The following is a 17,589-nucleotide window of genomic DNA, read 5'->3' on the forward strand; positions in this document are numbered from 1 at the left end:
TCCGAATTCCCCGCCATGCTCGTCATCTCCAACGCCGTGCAGATCCCCGACGCCGAAATCGAGCTGAGCGCCATCCGCGCCCAGGGCGCCGGCGGGCAGAACGTCAACAAGGTGTCCAGCGCGGTGCACCTGCGCTTCGACATCCGCGCCTCGTCGCTGCCGGATTTCTACAAGGAGCGCCTGCTGGCGCTGAGCGACCAGCGCATCAGCGGCGACGGCGTGGTGGTGATCAAGGCCCAGCAGTACCGCACCCAGGAGCAGAATCGCGAGGATGCGCTGGAGCGCCTGGCCGAGCTGATCCGCTCGGCGGCCACGGTGCAAAAGAAGCGCAAGCCGACGCGGCCGACCCTCGGCTCCAAGACCCGCCGCCTGGAGGGCAAGAGCAAGCGCGGGGCGATCAAGGCCGGGCGCGGCAAGGTGGATTACTGAAAGGGGCTGCCGGCTCTGCGCAGGAGGGGACGAGCGAAGCGACTCCCATCGATGGGTATCGCTGCGCTCAACGCCATCCTACGGAGCCTGGGATATCTGGCGTGAACCTTCCACCGCGGCGGCCCAGGCCGCGCGCACAAGGCGCCGCACTTCAGGCGTGGCTAAGACGGATCACCAGGCGGGCGATGGACACGCCGCTGAACAGCACCACGAACAGCCGCAGGGTCTGCATGGCCAGCACCAGGCCGACGTCGGAGTGGGTATCCACCGCGATGATCGCCATGGCGTCCAGGCCGCCGGGGCTGGTGGCCAGGTAGAGGGACAGGAAGTCCATGCCGGTGACGGCCGCCAGGGCCCAGGCGAAGAGCGCGCAGCTGAGGATCAGGCCGAGGGCGCTGACCAGCATGGCCGGCAGGTGGCGGCCGACGTAGGCCAGGCTGGCGCGGTCGAAGCGCAGGCCGATGTAGCAGCCGATCACCCCGTAGGCCAGCACCAGCAGCCAGTGCGGCAGGGCGATCTGCAGCAGCCCGCCCAGTTGCAGCGCGGCGCCGGCCACCAGCGGCACCAGCAGCGGGCCGGCCGGCAGGCGCGCGCCCAGGCTGACGCCGACGAAGATCAGCAGCAGGCAGTTGACCAGGTCGGGCAGGTGGCCGGCGTCGTTCAGCGGCGTGCTGTGGGCCGCCGAGCCGCCGCCTTCCAGGCCCAGCAGGCGGCCGACCAGGGCGCCGGCCATGACCACGCAGACCACCCGCACGTACTGCATGGTCGCCACCACCCGCGGATCGGCGCCGTGGGATTCGGCCATCGCCACCATGGCCGCCGCGCCGCCGGGCGCGGTGCCCCAGGCGGCGGTGCTGCCGGGGATGCCGCCGAAGCGCACCATGGCGTAGCTGACCAGGGCGCTGAGCAGCAGGGTGAGCAGGGTGGCGCAGAGCATCAGCGGCCAGGACGCGGCCATGGCCTGCAGCACCGACCAGTTGATGGCGTGGGCCACCAGCAGGCCGATGCAGCCCTGGCTGAGGCGGAAGGCCTGGCGCGGCAGGCGGATGCCGGCGCCGCCGACGCCGAAGGCGATGGCCACCAGCATGGGGCCGAGGAACAGCGCGGCGGGGATGCCCAGCCAGGCGAGCAGCTGCCCGGCGCCGCCGGCCGCCAGGATCAGGGCCGGCCACTGCAGGCTGGCGGGGATACGGCTGAGGCTCTGGGCTGGAGGGCTGGACACGCGAAGGCTCCCGACTGCGGACAACGGGGAAAATTATCGATAGCGCAATCCATCAAGTCCATTTTCTAATAGTCATGAATTCATTCCTGAAATCTATCGGTGGCCGCCATGGACCTGCGCGATCTCGCCTATTTCGAAACCATCGCCGAGCTCGGCCACCTGGGCCGCGCGGCGGACCGCCTGGGGCGCAGCCAGCCGGCGCTGACCAAGAGCATCCAGCGCCTGGAGCAGTCCCTGGGCACCAGCCTGTTCCAGCGCGAGGGCCGGCGCATCCGCCTGACCCCGGCCGGCGAGCTGATGCTGCAGCGCGCCCGCCAGCTGCGCCAGGACATCGAGGAGACGCGCCGCGAGGTGCGCGACTTCGCCAGCGGCCTGGTGGGCAACATCCGCCTGGGCTGCGCCGCGACCATGGCCGAGTACCTGCTGCCGCCGCTGGTGGAGGAACTGTTGCGGCGTGCCCCGGAGGTGACCATCAGCCTGTCCCTGGGCCAGGACGACGTATTGCGCGAGGCCCTGCGCGGCGGACGCCTGGACATGGCGATCTGCTCGCGCATCCTCGACGACGCGCACCTGGTCAGCGAGCCGCTGCTGCAGGACCAGGTGGTGGTGGTGGCCAGCCGCGAGCACCCGCTGTTCGACGGCCCGGTGGCCATCGCCGACCTCTGTCGATACCGCTGGGTGCTGCCGGCGCCCAGCGTGTCGTCGCGGCGCTGGATGGACGCCACCTTCCAGGCCCACGGCCTGCCGCCGCCGCGGGTGCAGATCGAGACCAACGCCATTCCCATGCTGCCCAACCTGATCGCCCGCACCCGGCTGCTCAGCTTCGTTGCCCGCGAAACGCTGGACGGCGGGCTGCATGGGATGAGCCAGTTGCGCGAGGTGAAGCTGGCGGAAACCACCCTGACGCGCACCATGGGCCTGGCGGTGCGGGAGGGGGCCTATCTGTCGCCGGCGGCGCAGTTGTTGCGGGGGATGTTGCGGGAGCATGCGCAGAGGTTTGCGGGGGAGTGAGCTGGGCTTTTCGTAGGAGCGAGCAAGCTCCCCGGTGACTCCGCTGCCGGGCTCACCTCTGTTCCCTCTCCCTAACCCTCTCCCTGAAGGGAGAGGGGACCGTTCGGAGTACGTGGGTATTCCTGAGTCAGCCGGCAGCACCGAAGGTTTTCGGCTGAAACTATTCCTTTTCTCGGCACGGACTAGCCCCCTCTCCCTTCAGGGCGGGGCGCGCAGCCGAGGGCCGGGGAGAGGGGGCGGAGTTCACCGTAAACACCGTAGCTACCGGGAAACACTCTTCGCGAGCAAGCTCGCTCCTACGAAAAGCAGAAAAGCAGAAAAGCAGAAAAGCAGAAAAGCAGAAAAGCAGAAAAGCAGAAAAGCAGCCGTCTCTTAGCGACTCGGCACTTCCCCCACCACCGTAGTCCGATACATCTCACGCCGCATCCCATGGTAGTCCGACACCGGGTAGTGCCAGGTGCTGCGGTTGTCCCAGATCGCCAGGGTGCCCTGGCTCCAGCGCATGCGGCAGGTGAAGGCCGGCTGGGTGGCGATGCCGTAGAGGTAGTCCAGCAGCGGCTGCGCTTCGGCCGGGCGCATGCCCTTGATGCCGCTGGTGTAGGCCGGGTTGACGAAGAGTATCTTCTTGCCGGTCTCCGGGTGGCGCGTCACCAGCGGGTGCGAGCGGGTCTCGCCGTCGGCGTTGCCGTAGCGCACCGCCATGTTCTCCATCAGGTCGTTGTGCTTGGCCTCGGCGCCGTAGGCGCGTTCCGGGCTGTGGATGGCGTCCAGGCTCTCCAGCTGCGCGCGCAGCTTGGGCGACAGCCATTCGTAGGCCAGCGCCAGGTTGGCGTAGAGGGTGTCGCCGCCGAACGGCGGGATGTCGTGGCCGTAGAGCAGGGTGAAGGCCGGCGGGCGTTCCTGGAACGACCAGTCGCTGTGCCAGGCGCCGCCGAACACCACCGGCGTCTTCTCGTCGGCTTCCTTGACCACCCGCACCACGTGGGGATGCTCGGGCAGGCCCTGCACGTAGGGTTCGCGGCCGAATTCGCCGAAGCGCAGGGTGACCGCCTCCAGGTCCTCGACGCCCAGCGACTGCCCGCGGATGAACAACACCTTGTGCGCCAGCAATGCCTGGCGCAGTTCGGCGAAGCCTTCCTCGCCCAGGCTGCGCAGGTCGACGCCGCTGACGTCCGCGCCGATGGCGCCGGTGGCCGGGACGATCTGGAAGTGACGGTAGCTGGCGGCGCGGTTCTGGCTCGGCAAGGCGTAGAAGAACTCGAACATGGGGTGCCCTCTTGTTGGTGTTGTCGGCCTGTTGAGGATGGTCGCCGCGGCGCACTTGCGCCATGATGATCGGCGCCAGAAATTGATGATTCCCGCCACTTGCAGGAGGCCCCATGGACTGGCGACAGACCCGTGACATCACCGGCGTGCGCCACCTGCTCGACTGCGCCCGCAGCGAGGGCCTGGCCGCGGAGGCCTGCCTGGTGGGCAGCGCCATCGAGCCGCGCGAACTCAGCGGACGCCATGCGCAGATCCAGGCCTGGCAGGAGCTGGCGGTGATCCGCAACCTGCTGCAACAGGGCGCCCGCCCCGGCCTGGGCTTCGCCGCCGGGCGCCGCTACCACCTCACCTCACTGGGGCTGCTGGGCTTCACCATGCTCGCCTGCCGCAGCCTGCGGGAGGCCTTCGAGACCTTCGGCCGCTACCAGAGCCTGGCCCTGACGCTGTGCCCGGTGAGCCGCGAGGCCGAGCTGCGCGGGCACTGGATGATCTTCGACGACCAGGTGCTGCCGCCGGACGCCCGCGCCTTCGTGGTGGAGCGCGGCATCGCCGGTTGCCTGCAACTGGCCGGCGAACTGCTGCAGCGCCCGGTGCAGCCGCTGGCATTGGAGCTGCGCGCCGAGGCGCCGGCCGACCTCGACGCCTACGCCCGCGCCTGGCCGTACCCGGTGCGCTTCGGCGCCCCGCGCAATGCCCTGCTGTTCGCCCGCGCTGACCTGGAGGCCAGCCTGCCGCAGGCCAACCCGGACAGCCGCAGCAGCGGCGAGCAACTGTGCGAGAAGCTCTGCGAAGAACTGGCGCTGCCCCTGGCCGCCACGCCTACCGCGCGGGCGGTGCAGCGCCTGCTGGTGCGCGATGCCGCGAGCCTGCCGGGCTGCCGCGAGGTGGCGCAGCGCCTGGGGCTTTCCGAACGCACCCTGCAGCGCCGCCTGGCCGCCGAGGGGCAACGCTTCCAGCCGCTGAGCGACGGCATCCGCCTGCGCCTGGCCGAGCGCCTGCTGTTGGAGTCGCGCATGGACCTGAACGGCGTCGCCCAGTGCCTGGGTTATGCCGAGGCGGCCAGCTTCTGCCGGGCCTTCCAGCGCTGGACCGGGACCACCCCGGGGCGCTGGAAGCGCCAGGCCGGGCCGCTGTCGCCGCGCTGAACGCGGGCAAAAAAAGACCGGCCAGCGGCCGGTCGAGCGAGGGTGGAAATAGTTTTCAGGCGCAGACCGCGGCGATGGCCCTGGCCAGGTCGTCCAGGCGGCTGGCGTCCAGCCCGGCGACATTGGCGCGGCCGCTGCCGACCATGTACACGCTGTGTTCCTCGCGCAGGCGGCGCACCTGGTCCGGGCTCAGGCCGGTGTAGGAGAACATGCCGCGCTGGATGGCGATGTGCGCGAAGCGCTCGGCCAGGCCGTGGGGCTGCAGCGCCTCGACCAGGCCCAGGCGCAGCCCGGCGATGCGCGTGCGCATGGCGGTGACTTCCTCCAGCCAGACCTGCTTGAGGTCGCGGTCGCCGAGGATGGTCGCCACCACCTCGGCGCCATGGGCCGGCGGCGTGGACCAGAGGTTGCGCGCCAGACTGGCCAACTGGCTGCGCACGTTGCCCAGTTGCTCGGCGTTGGCGGCACAGACGATCAGCGCGCCGACGCGGTCGCGGTAGAGGCCAAAGTTCTTCGAGCAGGAACTGGTCACCAGCAGCTCCGGCAGGCTCTCGGCGAACAGCCGCACGGCGCGGGCATCCTCCTCCAGGCCGTCGCCGAAGCCCTGGTAGGCGAAGTCGATCAGCGGCAGCAGTTCGCGGCGGCGCACCACTTCCAGCACCTTCTGCCAGTCGTTGTAGGCCAGGTCGAAGCCGCTGGGGTTGTGGCAGCAGGCGTGCAGCAGCACCACGTCGCCGTGGGGCACCTTTTCCAGGGTGGCGAGCATGCCTTCCACGTCGAGGTGGTTGTCGGCGCCGACGTAGGGGTAGTGGTGCACCTTCAGGCCGGCGGCGGCGAACAGCGTCTCGTGGATCGGCCAGGTTGGGTCGCTGACCCAGATGCCGCGGCCGGGCAGGCAGCGGGCGATGAAGTCCGCGGCCAGGCGCAGGGCGCCGGTGCCGCCGGGCGTCTGGCTGGCGTCGGCGCGCTGGCTGGCCAGCAGCGGCGAGTCGCTGCCCAGCACCAGCTCGCACAGGCGCGCGGCGAACAGCGCATCGCCGTGGCCGCCGACGTAGCTCTTGGTGGTCTCGTGCTCCACCAGGCGCTGCTCGGCCAGCTTCACTGCGCGGGGGATCGGCGTCAGGCCCTGGGCGTCCTTGTAGACACCCACGCCCAGGTCCAGCTTGGCCGGGTTGGGGTCGGCACGGTAGGCGTCGAGCAGCCCCAGGATGGGGTCGCCCGGCACGCGCGGGATGGGGGCGAAGTGGTTCATTTGCGGCCTTCGGCGACCTTGGCCAGCTCGTCGGTGCGCGCGGCCATGATGAAGTCGTTGCGGTGCAGGCCCTTGAGCTCGTGGCTCCACCAGGTGACGGTGACCTTGCCCCACTGGGTGAGCAGGTCCGGGTGGTGGCCTTCTTCCTCGGCGATGGCGCCGACGGCGTTGGTGAAGGCCAGGGCGTGGCGGAAGTTCTTGAACAGGTACACGCGCTCCAGCTCCATGTGGCCGTCGCGGACCTCGATGTTCCAGTCCGGAATCTGCTTGATCAGGGTCGCCAGTTCCTCGTCGGAGACGTGGGGCGCGTCGGCGCGGCAGGCTTCGCAATGGGCTTGGTTGAGGGCGGTCATGGGGTTCTCCTTGTAGGGTTCGTCACGCAAGACATTGATCTTAGGACTGTAGAGGCGAGCTTGCTTGCGAACCGCATGGCACTGCGTTTGTTCGCGAGCAAGCTCGCTCCTACGAAAAGATGTCGGGCAGGCCTCGGGGTTCAGGCCGCCTGCTTCGGCGGGAACTTGGGTGCGTGCAGGCCCAGCTGCATGGCCTGGCGGACCAGCGCCATGATGTCCTGGTGGGCCAGTTCGAACAGGCGCTTGAGCTCCGGCAGCACGAAGTACAGCGGCTGCAGGATGTCGATGCGGTAGGGCGTGCGCATGGCCTCCACGGGGTCGAAGGCCTGGTGCTCGGGCTCGCCGGAGAGGCTGTAGACGGTCTCCTTCGGCGAGGAGAGGATGCCGCCGCCGTAGATGCGCCGGCCCTGCGGGGTGTCGAGCAGGCCGAACTCGATGGTCATCCAGTACAGCCGCGCCAGGTACACGCGTTCTTCCTTGCTGGCGGCCAGGCCGAGCTTGCCGTAGGTGTGGGTGAATTCGGCGAACCAGGGGTTGGTCAGCAGCGGGCAGTGGCCGAAGATTTCGTGGAAGATGTCCGGCTCCTGCAGGTAGTCCAGCTCCTCCGGGGTGCGGATGAAAGTGGCCACCGGGAACTGCTGGCTGGCCAGCAATTCGAAGAAGGTCTGGAAGGGGATCAGCGCCGGGACGCGGGCCACGCGCCAGCCGGTGGTGGCCTGGAGCACCTGGTTGATCTCGCCCAGTTGCGGGATGCGCTCGTGGGGCAGGGCGAGCTGCTCGATGCCGTCCAGGTATTCCTGGCAGGCGCGGCCTTCGATCACCTTGAGCTGGCGGGTGATCAGGGTGTTCCAGACCTGGTGCTCGGTTTCGGGGTAGTGGATGAAACCGTCTTCGTCAGGTTGGCGGGCCACGTACTGCGTTGTCTTCATGGGTCCTCCGGCTTCGAGGCCTTTGTTGTTTTGATGCCTCATCAATAACCGCATCGGCGTGCCCATGCAGCCCCCGGGCGTCCTAGGCGCGCACTGCAAATCCCTTTCGCCTGTAAAGAAAAGATTACGTTTGGCGCCGAATCGCGCGTCATCGGCTTGCTGCTGGCGTCTTCTGTCACATATTCTTGACGGAAATTTCCGCCTCGCCGGCGAAATCCGGCCGGGCGCCGCCCCGCACAACGACAATCTCCGGGCTCGCCATGCGTATCAAAGTCCACTGCCAGAACCGCGTCGGCATCCTGCGCGACATCCTCAACCTGCTGGTCGACTACGGCATCAACGTCAACCGCGGCGAGGTCGGCGGCGAGCAGGGCAACGCCATCTACCTGCTCTGCCCGAACCTGATCAACCTGCAGTTCCAGTCGCTCAAGCCCAAGCTGGAGGTCATTCCCGGGGTGTTCGGCGTCAAGCGCGTCGGCCTGATGCCCAGCGAGCGCCGCCACCTGGAGCTCAACGCATTGCTGGCGGCGCTGGACTTCCCGGTGCTGTCCATCGACATGGCCGGGCAGATAGTCGCCGGCAACCGCGCCGCCGCGCAGCTGCTCGGGGTGCGCGTCGACGAGGTGCCGGGCATTCCCCTGGCGCGCTACGCCGAGGACCTCGACCTGCCGGAACTGGTGCGCGCCAACAAGGCGCGGATCAACGGCCTGCGGGTGAAGATCAAGGGCGACGTGTTCCTCGCCGACATCGCCCCGCTGCAATCCGAACACGACGAAAGCGAGGCCCTGGCCGGCGCCGTGCTCACCCTGCACCGCGCCGACCGCGTGGGCGAGCGCATCTACAACGTGCGCAAGCACGAGCTGCGTGGCTTCGACAGCATCTTCCAGAGCTCGCGGGTGATGGCCGCAGTGGTGCGCGAGGCCAGGCGCATGGCGCCGCTGGACGCGCCGCTGCTGATCGAGGGCGAGACCGGCACCGGCAAGGAACTGCTGGCCCGCGCCTGCCACCTGGCCAGCCCGCGCGGCCAGGCGCCATTCATGGCGCTGAACTGCGCCGGGCTGCCGGAATCCATGGCCGAGACCGAGCTGTTCGGCTACGGCCCCGGCGCCTTCGAGGGCGCGCGCCCGGAAGGCAAGCTCGGCCTGCTGGAGCTGACCGCCGGCGGCACCCTGTTCCTCGATGGCGTCGGCGAGATGAGCCCGCGCCTGCAGGCCAAGCTGCTGCGCTTTCTGCAGGACGGCTGCTTCCGCCGGGTGGGCAGCGACGAGGAGGTGTACCTGGACGTGCGGGTGATCTGCGCCACCCAGGTCGACCTGTCCGAGCTGTGCGCCAAGGGCGAGTTCCGCCAGGACCTGTACCACCGCCTCAACGTGCTGTCGCTGCACATCCCGCCGCTGCGCGAATGCCTCGACGGCCTGACGCCGCTGGTGGAGCACTTCCTCGACCAGGCCAGCCGGCAGATCGGCTGCCCGCTGCCGCAGCTGGCGCCCCAGGCCATGGACCGCCTGGGCCGCTACCACTGGCCGGGCAACGTGCGCCAACTGGAGAACGTGCTGTTCCAGGCGGTGTCGCTGTGCGAGGGCGGCACCATCAAGGTCGAGCACATCCGCCTGCCGGACTACGGCGCGCCGCACCCGCTGGGCGACTTCTCCCTGGAAGGCGGCCTCGACGCCATCGTCGGCCGCTTCGAACGCGCGGTGCTGGAGCGCCTCTACCGCGAGCACCCCAGCAGCCGCCTGCTGGGCAAGCGCCTGGGGGTGTCGCACACCACCATCGCCAACAAGCTGCGCCAGCATGGGCTGGGGCAGGGCGGGGAGTCCTGACATCGGGGTTCGGCTCCTGTAGAAGCGAGCTTGCTCGCGAACCCGGATTCCCGGCCGACTCCAGACTATCCGCCCACACCGGACAGCCCTCTCCCGCTTGCGGGAGAGGGCTGGGGAGAGGGCGATCGCGGATGAGTCCGCTCCTACGGTTCCAGGAAGCACGGCTTTTCGTAGGATGGCGTTGAGCGAAGCGATACCCATCAGCGCAACTTCGACGTCATGGTGTCGCGGACCATGTCCGCGATCGCGGATGAATCCGCTCCTACACCCGTGCCCGACCGTAGGGCGGATAACCGTTCGCGGTTATCCGCCGTTGGCCGTGAGGTCGGTCAAACGGCGGATAACGCCGTAGGCGTTGTGCGCCCTACGGGTTGTCCCGTGCCGCCGTAGGATGGTGTTGAGCGAAGCGATACCCATCGCCACAACCGCATGGGTTTCGCAAGCTCAACCCATCCTACGAGAAGCCGTGCCCGCCGGTATGGCAGGAGCGGACTCCGTCCGCGATCACCGACACACGCCAGCCGGATCGCGAATAAGATCCGCTCGGTTTGCCTCTTTGCACCGTGCCTCCCTGTAGGAGCGGGCCCTGCCCGCGAATCGCGTGCAGGGCGCGCTCCTACATGGGAATGGTGTGGATGGGGATCGCGTAGGAGCGGACTCCGCCGGCGGATGTCACCAGGTCTTTACCCGCTGCCCCTTCACGCAGGCGCGCACCTCGTCGTCGATCAGGTTCCCCGGCTTGATGCACTCGGCCAGGCTCCGGGAACTGTCGGTGTACTTCATGGGCTGGGCCGTGACCTTGTCGGCCGGGCGCTCCAGGCCCAGGCGGCCGAGCAGGGCGTGCCAGCGCGCCTCGCCCCACTGGTGGCTGGCAGGGTTCTGCCAGAGGGCGCCGGCGCCTATCGCCAGCGCCACCAGCAGGGCCAGTTGCAGCAGGTGCTTGAACGCCCGGCGCAGGTACCACTGCCGCCGACGCGGCGGTGGTTCGCCGGGCTGGCCGGGGTTCTTCAGGTTCTGCCAGTACTAGTCGCGGTCTTTCTCGGCCATGTCTCGCGGTCCGTCGGGGGAATCCGCGAAGGGTAGCGCCCGGCTCAGCCGCCGGACAGCAGGCGGCGGGCCAGCCGTTCGTTGCCGGTGAGGTCGGCCAGGTGCTGCAGCTGGTTGTTCTCGTAGGCCTGGTTGAAGGTCGCCACGTCCAGCGCCAGGACCTTGCGGAAGGCCGTCAGCGCCTCGGCGCCGGCCTGGCCGGCCACCTCTTCGCCGTAGCGGGCGATCAGGTCGAGCATGGCCAGCGGGTAGCGCACCGGCAGGCCGATGCGCACGTGGATCAGGCCGATGTTCAGGCGCTTGAGCGCGTAGGTGTCGTCGTAGACGCCGCCGAACAGTTCGCAGAACCAGGTGGCCAGGGATTCCCCCAGGCGCTTCTGGTCGGTGATGAATTCGCGGGTGGCCTCCTGGCTCAGCAGGCGTTGGTAGAAGTCTTCGATCAGCGCCGGGCTGATGGCCTTGGCCTGTTCGGCGAGGCCTGCGAGCAGTGCGCATTCCTTGTCGGACAGGTCCAGCAGGGCGATCAGTTCGTGAACGATGGCGGCGTCCTTGGTGGCCCAGGACAGTCGGTCTGCATGCATGGGGGGCTCCTCAGAGAATGCTGTCGAGGGTGGCGAGGCTGTCCGCCACTTCGAGGTTGATCAGGCCCACGTTGCTGTCGCGTGCGGCGACGATCGCCAGGCAGGCCTTGTCGCCGGCCAGGTGGATGAACACCCGGCCGTCTTCCGCCAGCAGGCTCAGTTCCTTCATCGCGCCGCTCTTGAGGGTTTCGCCGATGCGCCGGCCCACGCCCAGGGCGGCGGCGGCCATGGCTGCGATGCGCGCCGGTTCGATGCCATGGTCGCTGATGGCGTCGACGATGGGCATGCCGTCCAGGCTGCCGAGCAGCACCCCGCGGATGCTGGGGACCGACTGCCGGAGGCGGTCGAGTTCGGCTTGCAGGCGTTCTTGTCGGGTCATGGGGTTTCTCCGTGGTGGGGGTCGGGTGATGGGGCGTCGTTGGCCAGCAGCTGTACCAGGACGTCGCAGGCGCTCTGCCGGTCGCGGGCGTCCGTGGCGATGACGTGCTGCGGTGGCAGGTCGAAGTAGGCGGCGACCTCGGCCGGCACCCAGGCCTGGTCGTCGGCGTCGCAGTGGGTGAGGGCGACGATGAAGGGCACCGGCTGCACGCTGGTGATCGCCTCGAGGATGCTGCGGGCCTGGCCGAACTGCTCCGGGTGATCGGCGGCCAGCATCAGCACCAGGCCGTCGGCGCCTTCGCTGAGCAGTTCCCACATGAAGCTGAAGCGCTCCTGGCCGGGCGTGCCGAACAGATGGATGTCGGTGGCGCCCAGGGTGATCCGGCCGAAGTCCAGCGCCACAGTGGTGTTCGCCTTGCCGATGGCTTCGCTGCTGGGCACCTCGGTGTCGACGACGGGGATTTGCGAGAGGTTGCGGATCAGGGTGGTCTTGCCCGAGCCCACGGGCCCGGAGACGACGACCTTGATCGGCGGTGCGCTGTCCTGGTTCATGGGCGGAAGAGCCTCTTCAGACGGCTGGCGAGGGTGGGGTTGGCATGTTTCGTCGATGCACCGGCGCTCTCGTGGGCGCGCACCGGCCAGATTTTCTTGATCTCCCGCAGGTGCTGCAGGGATGCGCAGGTCTCGCGGACTTCCAGCTTCAGCGCCTGGGCCAGTTGCCGCGCGCTGCAACCCTCGGCCAGCAGGGGCATGGCCCTGGCCAGGAAGGCGTCGAGCTCGGCCGGCAGCGTCACCGTGCGCCCGCGGATCAGCACGAAGCGCGTGTCCGGGTGCACCGACGGCTCCGCCCGGGACGAGGGCGCCAGGCTGGCGAGCACCTGGTCGATGGGTAGGTGCTGGCCGGGTTTCGCCTCCATGGGCGGCGTGGGTTCGAAGTGAAAGCTTGCGTCGCCGATCGATTGCAGGGCGCGCTTGATCTCGCCCGGCTCGCCGATCGGCTGCTCGAGGCTCAGGCCGAGCAGCCGTTCGTTCTGCAGCCGCAGGCGGAGCCGCCTGCCGTCCGCTTCTTCAAGCGTCAGCTGGCCTGCGCGCTTGCCGATGACCGAGAGGACTTCCGCGAGCGGGAAGTCGGAGAGCTTGCCGAAAATTGCCAAACGAAGTGTCCTCCAGGGCGGGCTGGGCGCCCTGTCCTGGTAGGAAGTCAGTGCGCGATTCGTGATGCGCCGAGATGATAAGGGGAGGCGTTGTTATGACATGCCCGTACTGCTTGTAGGTGATCTCCGAGGGGCGCTGTCGTTTGTGTAGAGTGCTGAGGCTGTTTCCTTCGGTCCCTCGTGACCTGGCCGCGCGATGCCTGCGCCGCGCCAGGCCAGCCACGATCGGCGGTGCTTGAGGGCCTCGCCCGCCGCCACCATATTGGTGCCCATGAACCGACTCGCCAGCAGCGCCACGCCCGCCGACGTCCTGCAGGGTTTCCACCCCGCCGTCGCCGCCTGGTTCACCCGCCACTTCGCCGCGCCCACCCCGGCCCAGGTGCGGGCCTGGCCGTCGATCCGCGCCGGGCGCTCGACCCTGGTGGCCGCGCCCACCGGCTCGGGCAAGACCCTCACCGCCTTCCTCTCGGCCATCGACCAACTGGTGCGCGAGGGCCTGGCCAACGGCGGCGAGCTGCCGGACCGCACCTGCGTGGTCTACGTCTCGCCGCTCAAGGCGCTGTCCAACGACATCCGCATCAACCTGGAAGAACCCCTGGCCGGCATCCGCGCCGAGCTTGAGCGCCAGGACCTGCCGGCCGTGGACATCCGCAGCGCGGTGCGCACCGGCGACACCAGCCAGGGCGAGCGCGAGGCCATGCGCCGGCGGCCGCCGCACATCCTGGTGACCACCCCGGAATCGCTCTACGTGCTGCTCGGCTCCGACTCCGGGCGGCAGATGCTGGCCGGCGCGCGCAGCGTCATCGTCGACGAGATCCACGCCCTGGCCGGCAGCAAGCGCGGCAGCCACCTGGCGCTGTCGCTGGAACGCCTGCAGGCCCTGTGCGCCGAGCCGCTGGTGCGCATCGGCCTGTCCGCCACGCAGAAGCCCGTCGAGGCGGTGGCGCGGTTCCTCTGCGGCAACGCCGACTGCCGCATCGTCGACATCGGCTACAGCCGCGCCCGCGACCTGGGCATCGAAGTGCCGCCGGCGCCGCTGGAGGCGGTGATGTCCCACGAGGTCTGGGACAGCGTCTACGACCGCCTCGCCGCGCTGGCCGAGGAACACCGCACCACCCTGGTCTTCGTCAACACCCGCCGCCTGGCCGAGCGCATCACCCGCCACCTGGGCGAGCGCCTGGGGATAGACAAGGTCGCCGCGCACCACGGCAGCCTGTCCAAGGAACAGCGCCTGGGCGCCGAGCAGCGGCTCAAGGCCGGGCGCCTGAAGGTGCTGGTGGCCACCGCCTCGCTGGAGCTGGGCATCGACATCGGCGACGTCGAGCTGGTCTGCCAGGTCGCCTCGCCGCGCTCCATCGCTGCCTTCCTGCAGCGCGTCGGGCGTTCCGGGCACAGCGTCGGCGGCACGCCGAAAGGGCGGCTGTTCCCCACCTCCCGCGACGAGCTGATCGAATGCGTGGCGCTGCTCGACAGCGTGCGCCGCGACGAACTGGATGCCCTGGCGATCCCCCACGCGCCGCTGGACGTGCTGGCCCAGCAGATAGTCGCCGAAGTGGCCTGCCGCGAATGGCGCGAGGACGAGCTGTTCCAGCTGCTGAGCCACGCCCAGCCCTACGCCGGCCTGCCGCGCGAGCGCTTCGACGCGGTGCTGCGCATGCTCGCCGAGGGCTACGCCAGCCGCAACGGCCAGCGCGGCGCCTACCTGCACCGCGACGGCGTCCACGGCCTGCTGCGTGGCCGGCGCGGCGCGCGGCTGACCGCCGTGACTTCCGGCGGCACCATCCCCGACGCCGGCGACTACCAGGTGCTGCTGGAGCCCCAGGGCCTGACCGTGGGCACGGTGAACGAGGACTTCGCCGTGGAAAGCCTGGCCGGCGACGTGTTCCAGCTGGGCAACGTCTCCTACCGCATCCTCCGCGTGGAGCCGGGCAAGGTGCGCGTCGAGGACGCCCAGGGCCTGCCGCCGAACATCCCGTTCTGGCTGGGCGAGGCGCCGGGGCGCAGCGACGAGCTGTCGGTGAGCGCGTCGCGCCTGCGCGAGCGTCTGGACGCCTTGCTCGCCGAAGGGCAGGGCAGCGACGCGCCCCTGGCCCCGGCGCTGCGCTGGCTGGAGGACGAACTGGGCCTGCAGGAAGCCGCGGCCCGGCAACTGGTGGAATACCTGGCCCGCGCCCGCGCCGCCCTCGGCGTGCTGCCGAGCCAGTCGGCGCTGGTGCTGGAGCGCTTCTTCGACGAATCCGGCGGCATGCAACTGGTGTTGCATTCGCCCTACGGCAGCCGCATCAACCGCGCCTGGGGCCTGGCCCTGCGCAAGCGCTTCTGCCGCACCTTCAACTTCGAGCTGCAGGCGGCGGCCACCGAAGACGCCATCATCCTCTCGCTGTCCACCAGCCACAGCTTCCCGCTGGACGAGGTGTGGCGCTACCTGAACTCGAAGAGCGCCGAGCATGTGCTGATCCAGGCCCTGCTCGACGCGCCGCTGTTCGGCGTGCGCTGGCGCTGGAACGCCACCACCTCGCTGGCCCTGCCGCGCTTCCGCGGCGGGCGCAAGGTGGCGCCGCAACTGCAGCGCATGCGCAGCGAGGACCTGCTGGCGGCGGTGTTCCCCGACCAGGTGGCGTGCCTGGAGAACATCGTCGGCGAGCGCGAGATTCCCGACCATCCGCTGGTGGCCCAGACCCTCGACGACTGCCTGCACGAAGCCATGGACTGCGACGGCTGGCTGGCCCTGCTGCGGCGCATGGAGGCTGGCGAGGTGGCGCTGCACGCCCGCGACCTGCCGGCGCCTTCGCCGCTGGCGGCGGAAGTGCTCAGCGCCAGCCCCTACGCCTACCTCGACGACGCCCCGCTGGAAGAACGCCGCACCCAGGCCGTGCTGAGCCGGCGCTGGAGCGACGCGGAATCCGCCGACGACCTCGGCGCCCTCGACCCCGAGGCCATCGCCGCGGTGCGCGCCGAAGCCTGGCCCGAGGCCCGCGACGCCGACGAGATGCACGAGGCGCTGACCGGCCTGGGCTGCATCCTCGCCGAGGAAGCCCGCGCCAACCTGGGCTGGGAACTGCTACTCGGGCGCCTGGCCAGGGCCGGGCGGGCGACGCGCCTGCGCAGCGGCGCGGCCGACCTCTGGGTGGCCGCCGAACGCCTCAGCCAGTTGCGGGCGGTCTATCCACAGGCACGGCTGGCGCCCGAGCTGGACCTGCCGTTGGCGTTGCAGGAAGGCTGGTCCGCCGAGGATGCGCGCCTGGAACTGCTGCGCGCGCGCCTGACCGGCTTCGGCCCGCGCACCCAGGCGCAACTGGCCATGGACCTCGACCTGCCGCCCGCCGACATCGCCTTCGCCCTGGCTGGCCTGGAGCGCGAGGGCTACGTGCTGCGTGGCCGCTTCAGCCCCGACGTCGACGCGGAGGAGTGGTGCGAGCGCCACCTGCTGGCACGCATCCACCGCTACACGGTGCGCCGCCTGCGCCGCGAGATCGAGCCGGTGGAGCGCGCCGACTTCATGCGCTTCCTGTTCGACTGGCAGCGCGTCTCCAGAACCACCCGGGCGCGCGGCGCCGAGGCCCTGGCCGGCGTGCTCAGCCAGCTGGAAGGCTTCCAGGCCGCCGCCGGGGCCTGGGAAAGCGACCTGCTGCCGGCGCGGGTGGCCGACTACGGCATCAACTGGCTGGACGACCTGTGCCGCGCCGGCCGCCTGGTCTGGGCGCGCCTGCCCAGCCGCGGCACGGCGCGCGGGCGCAGCGGCGCCGGGCCGCTGCGCAGCACGCCCATCGTCCTGCTGCCGCGCCGCCAGCTGCCGCTGTGGGGCGCGCTCTGCGCCGATGCGCCGGAGGCCGAGCTGTCCTCGAAGGCGCAGAAGGTGCTGCAGGCCCTGCAGGAGCAGGGCGCACTCTTCTTCGACGAACTCACCAGCGAGGCGCACCTGCTGCGCAGCGAACTGGAAATGGCCCTGGGCGAACTGGTGGCGGTGGGCCGGGTGAACGCCGACAGCTTCGCCGGCCTGCGCGCATTGCTGCTGCCGGCGGCCAAGCGCAGCCGCCAGGAGCGCCGGGCCCGCACCCCACTGTTCGGCATGGCCGACGCCGGCCGTTGGGCGCTGCTGCGCCGCCCGCGCAACGAGCTGATCGAAGGCCAGCCGCCGCGCTTGCAGGCGGAAGTGCTGGAACATGTGGCCATGACCCTGCTGCGCCGCTACGGCGTGGTCTGCTGGCGCGTGCTGGAGCGCGAGGCCGACTGGCTGCCGCCCTGGCGCGACCTGCTGCGCGTCTACCATCGCCTGGAAGCCCGCGGGGAAATCCGCGGCGGGCGCTTCGTCGCCGGCCTCACCGGCGAACAGTTCGCCCTGCCCGAGGCCGTCGGCCTGCTGCGCGAGGTGCGCCGGCGCGAAAAGGACGGCGAATACCTGGTGCTCTCGGCGGTGGACCCGCTCAACCTAGCCGGCACCCTGCTGCCGGGCAGCAAGGTACCGGCAGTCGCCGGCAACCGCGTGCTCTACCGCGACGGCGCCGCCCTGGGCGCGCTCATCGCCGGCAAGCCGGTGCTCTGGGCGGAACTGCCGGCGGAGGAAATGGCGAAGGCGCGGGAGCTACTGATCCGGCGCTAGATCACGCTTCATGCTTTTCGTAGGAGCGAGCTTGCTCGCGAACCCCTGTCGTTCGCGAGCAAGCTGCTGCAACCTCAGAACCGAATCCGCCCCGTAAAAGCATCCCTGAGCATCACCCAGTCGCCCATGAACGACCACAGCGGGTACTTGAAGGTGGCAGGGCGGTTCTTTTCGAAGACGAAGTGGCCGACCCAGGCGAAGCCGTAGCCGGCGAAGGGCAGGGCGATGAGCCACAGCAGGTTGCCGCTGGCGATGGCGTAGGCGAGGATCGCCAGCACCAGCAGGCTGCCCACGTAGTGCAGGCGGCGGCAGGTGGGGTTGCTGTGTTCCTGCAGGTAGAAGGGGTAGAACTCGGCGAAGCTGTGGAAACGCTCGGCGGTGTGGGTGGTCATGGCGCAC

16 protein-coding genes are annotated in these 17,589 nt (G+C 69.8%); 5 read left to right on the top strand and 11 right to left on the bottom strand.

What is annotated here, in order from left to right:
* Window positions 1-15 precede the first annotated feature (15 nt).
* Window positions 16-429, top strand: coding sequence for an alternative ribosome rescue aminoacyl-tRNA hydrolase ArfB (arfB, locus tag PM1_RS09145; protein WP_009621591.1), 414 nt, complete (start codon window positions 16-18; stop codon window positions 427-429).
* 151 nt (window positions 430-580) lie between these two features.
* On the opposite strand, the gene PM1_RS09150 is transcribed toward arfB, so the two are convergent.
* Window positions 581-1,651 carry an AbrB family transcriptional regulator gene (locus PM1_RS09150; RefSeq protein WP_009621593.1) on the bottom strand — a complete coding sequence of 357 codons (1,071 nt, stop codon included), beginning with the start codon at window positions 1,649-1,651 and terminating at the stop codon, window positions 581-583.
* Window positions 1,652-1,759: 108 nt separating this feature from the next.
* Here PM1_RS09150 and PM1_RS09155 point away from each other — a divergent pair, with 108 nt between their 5' ends.
* A complete protein-coding gene (locus tag PM1_RS09155) occupies window positions 1,760-2,662 on the top strand; it encodes a LysR family transcriptional regulator (protein ID WP_009621595.1) in 903 nt (300 codons plus the stop codon).
* A 372-nt stretch (window positions 2,663-3,034) separates the two neighbouring features.
* On the opposite strand, the gene PM1_RS09160 is transcribed toward PM1_RS09155, so the two are convergent.
* Window positions 3,035-3,928 (bottom strand): TauD/TfdA dioxygenase family protein, encoded by an 894-nt coding sequence (locus tag PM1_RS09160; RefSeq protein WP_009621597.1) that lies wholly within the window; start codon window positions 3,926-3,928, stop codon window positions 3,035-3,037.
* Window positions 3,929-4,041: 113 nt separating this feature from the next.
* Between PM1_RS09160 and PM1_RS09165 the strand changes: the two genes are divergently transcribed.
* A complete protein-coding gene (locus PM1_RS09165; RefSeq protein WP_009621598.1) occupies window positions 4,042-5,073 on the top strand; it encodes an AraC family transcriptional regulator in 1,032 nt (343 codons plus the stop codon).
* 55 nt (window positions 5,074-5,128) lie between these two features.
* Here the strand turns inward: PM1_RS09165 and PM1_RS09170 are convergent, their stop codons facing one another.
* The 3 genes from PM1_RS09170 to phhA all read right to left on the bottom strand — a co-directional run bounded on the left by PM1_RS09170 (window position 5,129) and on the right by phhA (window position 7,607).
* Window positions 5,129-6,325 (bottom strand): amino acid aminotransferase, encoded by a 1,197-nt coding sequence (locus tag PM1_RS09170; protein ID WP_009621599.1) that lies wholly within the window; start codon window positions 6,323-6,325, stop codon window positions 5,129-5,131.
* Window positions 6,322-6,678, bottom strand: coding sequence for a 4a-hydroxytetrahydrobiopterin dehydratase (locus tag PM1_RS09175; protein WP_009621600.1), 357 nt, complete (start codon window positions 6,676-6,678; stop codon window positions 6,322-6,324). The genes PM1_RS09170 and PM1_RS09175 overlap by 4 nt, the downstream gene beginning before the upstream one ends.
* Window positions 6,679-6,818: 140 nt before the next feature.
* Window positions 6,819-7,607, bottom strand: coding sequence for a phenylalanine 4-monooxygenase (phhA, locus tag PM1_RS09180; protein WP_009621601.1), 789 nt, complete (start codon window positions 7,605-7,607; stop codon window positions 6,819-6,821).
* A 260-nt stretch (window positions 7,608-7,867) separates the two neighbouring features.
* Between phhA and PM1_RS09185 the strand changes: the two genes are divergently transcribed.
* Window positions 7,868-9,430, top strand: coding sequence for a sigma-54-dependent phenylalanine hydroxylase transcriptional regulator PhhR (locus tag PM1_RS09185; protein ID WP_009621602.1), 1,563 nt, complete (start codon window positions 7,868-7,870; stop codon window positions 9,428-9,430).
* 672 nt (window positions 9,431-10,102) lie between these two features.
* On the opposite strand, the gene PM1_RS09190 is transcribed toward PM1_RS09185, so the two are convergent.
* The 5 genes from PM1_RS09190 to PM1_RS09210 all read right to left on the bottom strand — a co-directional run bounded on the left by PM1_RS09190 (window position 10,103) and on the right by PM1_RS09210 (window position 12,590).
* Window positions 10,103-10,345, bottom strand: coding sequence for a hypothetical protein (locus tag PM1_RS09190; RefSeq protein ID WP_009621603.1), 243 nt, complete (start codon window positions 10,343-10,345; stop codon window positions 10,103-10,105).
* Window positions 10,346-10,521: 176 nt separating this feature from the next.
* Window positions 10,522-11,058 (bottom strand): protoglobin domain-containing protein, encoded by a 537-nt coding sequence (locus PM1_RS09195; protein ID WP_009621604.1) that lies wholly within the window; start codon window positions 11,056-11,058, stop codon window positions 10,522-10,524.
* Between the two features lie 10 nt (window positions 11,059-11,068).
* On the bottom strand, window positions 11,069-11,437 hold the full coding sequence (locus PM1_RS09200; RefSeq protein ID WP_009621606.1) for a roadblock/LC7 domain-containing protein: 369 nt from the start codon (window positions 11,435-11,437) through the stop codon (window positions 11,069-11,071).
* Window positions 11,434-11,988, bottom strand: a complete 555-nt coding sequence (locus tag PM1_RS09205) for a GTP-binding protein (RefSeq protein ID WP_009621608.1) — start codon at window positions 11,986-11,988, stop codon at window positions 11,434-11,436. Before PM1_RS09205 ends, PM1_RS09200 begins: the two co-directional genes overlap by 4 nt.
* Window positions 11,985-12,590, bottom strand: a complete 606-nt coding sequence (locus PM1_RS09210; RefSeq protein ID WP_009621610.1) for a DUF4388 domain-containing protein — start codon at window positions 12,588-12,590, stop codon at window positions 11,985-11,987. Before PM1_RS09210 ends, PM1_RS09205 begins: the two co-directional genes overlap by 4 nt.
* 271 nt (window positions 12,591-12,861) lie before the next feature.
* On the opposite strand from PM1_RS09210, the gene PM1_RS09215 reads away from it, so the two are divergent.
* Complete coding sequence (locus PM1_RS09215) at window positions 12,862-17,190, top strand: DEAD/DEAH box helicase (RefSeq protein WP_009621611.1); 4,329 nt, start codon at window positions 12,862-12,864, stop codon at window positions 17,188-17,190.
* Window positions 17,191-17,264: 74 nt separating this feature from the next.
* On the opposite strand, the gene PM1_RS09220 is transcribed toward PM1_RS09215, so the two are convergent.
* Window positions 17,265-17,582, bottom strand: coding sequence for an Mpo1-like protein (locus PM1_RS09220; RefSeq protein ID WP_009621613.1), 318 nt, complete (start codon window positions 17,580-17,582; stop codon window positions 17,265-17,267).
* Window positions 17,583-17,589: the final 7 nt, after the last annotated feature.

Origin of the sequence: Pseudomonas sp. M1 (assembly GCF_022760135.1) — a bacterium.
Classification (GTDB): Bacteria; Pseudomonadota; Gammaproteobacteria; order Pseudomonadales; family Pseudomonadaceae; genus Pseudomonas; species Pseudomonas citronellolis.

What these genes read in the sequence shown, in the direction of transcription:
- PM1_RS09220 (WP_009621613.1), bottom strand. Translation starts at nt 17,582, where the DNA reads ATGACCACCCACACCGCCGAGCGTTTCCACAGCTTCGCCGAGTTCTAC.
- PM1_RS09165 (WP_009621598.1), top strand. Translation starts at nt 4,042, where the DNA reads ATGGACTGGCGACAGACCCGTGACATCACCGGCGTGCGCCACCTGCTC.
- PM1_RS09155 (WP_009621595.1), top strand. Translation starts at nt 1,760, where the DNA reads ATGGACCTGCGCGATCTCGCCTATTTCGAAACCATCGCCGAGCTCGGC.
- PM1_RS09195 (WP_009621604.1), bottom strand. Translation starts at nt 11,058, where the DNA reads ATGCATGCAGACCGACTGTCCTGGGCCACCAAGGACGCCGCCATCGTT.
- arfB (WP_009621591.1), top strand. Translation starts at nt 16, where the DNA reads ATGCTCGTCATCTCCAACGCCGTGCAGATCCCCGACGCCGAAATCGAG.
- PM1_RS09160 (WP_009621597.1), bottom strand. Translation starts at nt 3,928, where the DNA reads ATGTTCGAGTTCTTCTACGCCTTGCCGAGCCAGAACCGCGCCGCCAGC.
- PM1_RS09205 (WP_009621608.1), bottom strand. Translation starts at nt 11,988, where the DNA reads ATGAACCAGGACAGCGCACCGCCGATCAAGGTCGTCGTCTCCGGGCCC.
- PM1_RS09185 (WP_009621602.1), top strand. Translation starts at nt 7,868, where the DNA reads ATGCGTATCAAAGTCCACTGCCAGAACCGCGTCGGCATCCTGCGCGAC.
- PM1_RS09215 (WP_009621611.1), top strand. Translation starts at nt 12,862, where the DNA reads ATGAACCGACTCGCCAGCAGCGCCACGCCCGCCGACGTCCTGCAGGGT.
- PM1_RS09200 (WP_009621606.1), bottom strand. Translation starts at nt 11,437, where the DNA reads ATGACCCGACAAGAACGCCTGCAAGCCGAACTCGACCGCCTCCGGCAG.
- PM1_RS09175 (WP_009621600.1), bottom strand. Translation starts at nt 6,678, where the DNA reads ATGACCGCCCTCAACCAAGCCCATTGCGAAGCCTGCCGCGCCGACGCG.
- PM1_RS09170 (WP_009621599.1), bottom strand. Translation starts at nt 6,325, where the DNA reads ATGAACCACTTCGCCCCCATCCCGCGCGTGCCGGGCGACCCCATCCTG.
- phhA (WP_009621601.1), bottom strand. Translation starts at nt 7,607, where the DNA reads ATGAAGACAACGCAGTACGTGGCCCGCCAACCTGACGAAGACGGTTTC.